This window comes from Chryseobacterium sp. HNCC26DJ238 (genome assembly GCF_057180465.1).
Genome location: NZ_JBXUGI010000041.1, coordinates 1 through 3,320 on the forward strand (window position 1 = coordinate 1; position 3,320 = coordinate 3,320).

Annotated in this window: 1 protein-coding gene; it reads right to left on the reverse strand. The window is 36.4% G+C overall.

From position 1 onward, the window contains the following. Nucleotides 1-406: 406 nt before the first annotated feature. Nucleotides 407-2,935 (reverse strand): DUF5686 family protein, encoded by a 2,529-nt coding sequence (locus AC2A07_RS19590; RefSeq protein ID WP_484051785.1) that lies wholly within the window; start codon nt 2,933-2,935, stop codon nt 407-409. Nucleotides 2,936-3,320 lie beyond the last annotated feature (385 nt).

Below are 3,320 nucleotides of genomic sequence, written 5' to 3' on the forward strand. Positions count from 1 at the left end.
TTTTATAAAAATAAAATCCTCAGCAAAAATGCTGAGGATTTTTTGATTTATCTATTTTTTTGAATCATATTGTATGTGGGAAATTCTGGATAAGAAAAAGATTTCTATAACCGCAAGCATCCACCAGATAGGATATTTTAACAGTAAATACCAAAGATTATAACTGTCAACAATTATGAATTTTTTATAGATATTTCTTACTTCTACTGAAATTGAAACGTATGGTATTATAAAGAAAAGGAATAAAAAAATGCCGATCTTCATCCAGATCTTTAGAATGAAGTTGATCTTTCTAAGATATATCAGGCAGTTGATCCCTATAATTACAGAAAGAAAAGTAATATCGTAGTAAGTGAAAAAAGTTAAGGTTCTGCTGGTTCATTAAAGAAGTACATGTTAAATGACTTTAAAATCCAAACTGAAAACCAGCCTTAATTCCAAACTTAGAAACATCAGGGCGGTCAAGGTAATTTCCCCGCCAGTTAAAATCTACCCGGAAAATTCTGATATTCCCAAAACCGATGTTTTCAATACCGAAACCGTATTCATAGTACACCTGCTGATCCGGCGCAGAATATTTTAAATTTTCTACATTGATATTCTTTGACGCATCACTTAAAGATCCGTAAGCACCTCTGATGAAGGCAACCTCTCTCAGCTTCAGTTTCTTGATCAAAGGAATGAATGAAAGGATTTTGCCGTTAAAATGGTGTTCTATATGAAGGGTTGAATAGGTGTCAGCGACGAATTCATAATAATTTAACTGAGCAAAGGTATTCGGAACGATTCCATACGACTGGTTTCCCGGAATTACATTCTGTAAAGCCAGAGGAACGGTATCAAAGTTTTTCCCGGCTTCAAAATTCAGCAGTGTTTTTCCCCAGCTTCCTAAAAGGATTGGCTTGTAAAACATAAACTGCAGTTTGTTGTAATTAAAATCTGCATTAAACAGGCCTTCGATCCCTCTTGTGTATTTTAGAACAATAGTCGGTGCTAAGGTTCCGTGTTCATACCGGTCAACTCCTGTCTGTGAAAACTTCGCTCCAGGCCTAGCAATCAGACTTATCGTTACATGGGAGTCTATTGTTGTCTTTCTCAATTCACCATTACGGTAATACATCAGGCTGAAACCGGAAGGGTTGGCTGATTTAATGCTTTGCATTGTTCCGTCTACCCGTATCTGGAAGTTTTTCCAAGGCTCAATAGCAGTGAATATACTGGTTTGGTTAACCGAACTGAGAGAAGCGTTTTCTCCTCTTGCAAAGACGGTTGATGAGGCAAAGGAGCGTGACATAATGCCGTCTTCTGTTGTTAGCTGTACTCCCAGTTGGGTAATGTCTCTTTTTGTTCCGGCTCCGACCATAAAACGGTTGACTCTGTTAAACATATAGCGTCCTTCTACTCCGTATTTAAACTGTTTGTCTTTAAAACCGTACGCATTGTAAAACTGAATTCTCCACGGATCGTTCTGTCCGAAATAAGTTCTCGCCCCTAATCTGATTCTGTCACCTTCTACATCATTCTTTCCGTAAACAGAAAAAATAGGACCGATATCAATCCCTTTTGTGATATTATAGTGCTGAGAAGCGAGCGTTTCATATAGTTTTACAATCCTGTTGAATTTTGGGGTCTTCTGAAGCTTATCAAGCATCTCGTAGACTCCCTGTTCAGCCTTTGATAATGAGTCTGGTCTTGCTTTTACCCAATAGGAATCATCTTTGTCTACAAACTTTGCGTCGTATTCTTCTTCTTTTCTGGTGAAAATGGAATCGGCAAGAGGTTTATTAAAATCATATTCCGAATAATCGACCGTACGTTTGGCGACTAAGCCTTTCGCTGTTTTCTTTTTTGAAAACGGAGTCATCTCAATTTCTGTAATGAATTTTTTAGGTAAAAATGTTTCTTCATCAGGATTGTCGTATTCCAGTTCGGTTGAAATAGCGTTGATAAAGTTAACGTTGATTTTATTGGTTGACTTTAGGGTTGCTCCTAAGACTGCATAAGAATCTGTGTCAATATAAAGATAACCCTGAAAAGCCAGGACCTCAGTCCTTCTGGGTTGATAGCGTATTTTGTAAGCCTGTTCTCCACGGACGGAGATTGTATCAATAAGATTATAATCATATGTGCTGAAACCATCTGTTCCTACCGGACTCGGAAATCCAATATCAAAATAATTTAATGTGTTGTCATAAATATTGATGTCACGGTACAGGTTCTTTGCGGTAATCGCGATAACCTGGTTATCCTGAAAACCCGAAGTTTTTTGAGCTATTAAAAGTTTTTTAGTTTTCTTGCCCGGTTTATTTTCACCGAAATTAGTGTAGATCGATTCATTTAAAAATACAGGGAGTGCCATTTTTCCACTTGCGGTAGAATCAGCGTAATCAAAGATGAAATCTAATTTGTTAAAGATTTTTCTGTTCATAAACGCACTGTCGAGATTATTGGCGTCGAATTGAATCTTTTCGTATTCTTTGTATGTATACGTGTCAAATTTATCAAGACCGTTATTTCGCTTGCGTTTCCAGACCTCCTGCATGATTCTGTATGCTGGATTTTCTTTCTTGTTTTTGTATTTAGTTCTCTCGTTATGGATTACAACTTCTTCAATGCTGCTAACCTTTTCAGAAGACAGCTTAATGAGCAGGTTGGTGCTTTTTTCAGGGGTGATGTCAACACTTTGGAAAGCATAGTTTTTTTTCTGAAATTTCAGTTTGTAAATAATGCTGTCAGACTGTACGCTGAAGTTTCCTGAAGTAGTGGTGGTAAAAGGGGTATTGCTATCGTTGATATAGATTTCAACAGCACTGATTTCCTTGTTGTTTTTAGCGTCTGTAATTTTTCCGTTTGCCGTGTTCTGAGCATGGAAAAAACTTGTTATAAAAAGGGAAATATAAAGGAAACCGTATTTAAATTGATTGGTTGACATCATTCGTATCTTCGAGCATTTAGCTTAAACAAAAACTATGCTGTTTATTGTTAAAATTTAAAAGTTTTTTAAAGACTTACATGTTTATCTGTAAAACTGCAAATGTAACGAAAATAAACCTATGAATATTGCGCTCAGAGAAAGCTTACACGTGATATTTCGTAAAAGTAATATGGATTGCTGAAAAAATCGGTGAGATGATACTTGATTGTTTTTTTACAGCCTTTAAATTTTGGTATTGATCCATCTAACTTTTTGCTTAGTCCCTAACTTTTGGTATTGATCCAATAATTTGAAACAGGGAAGTCTTAAAATCAAAAAAGACCTACATTGCTGTAAGTCTTTTTTGCTCCTCCTCTTGGGCTCGAACCAAGGACCCTCTGATTAA

Coding starts and splice junctions, on each gene's coding strand:
- AC2A07_RS19590 (WP_484051785.1), bottom strand. CDS start 2,935: ATGATGTCAACCAATCAATTTAAATACGGTTTCCTTTATATTTCCCTT.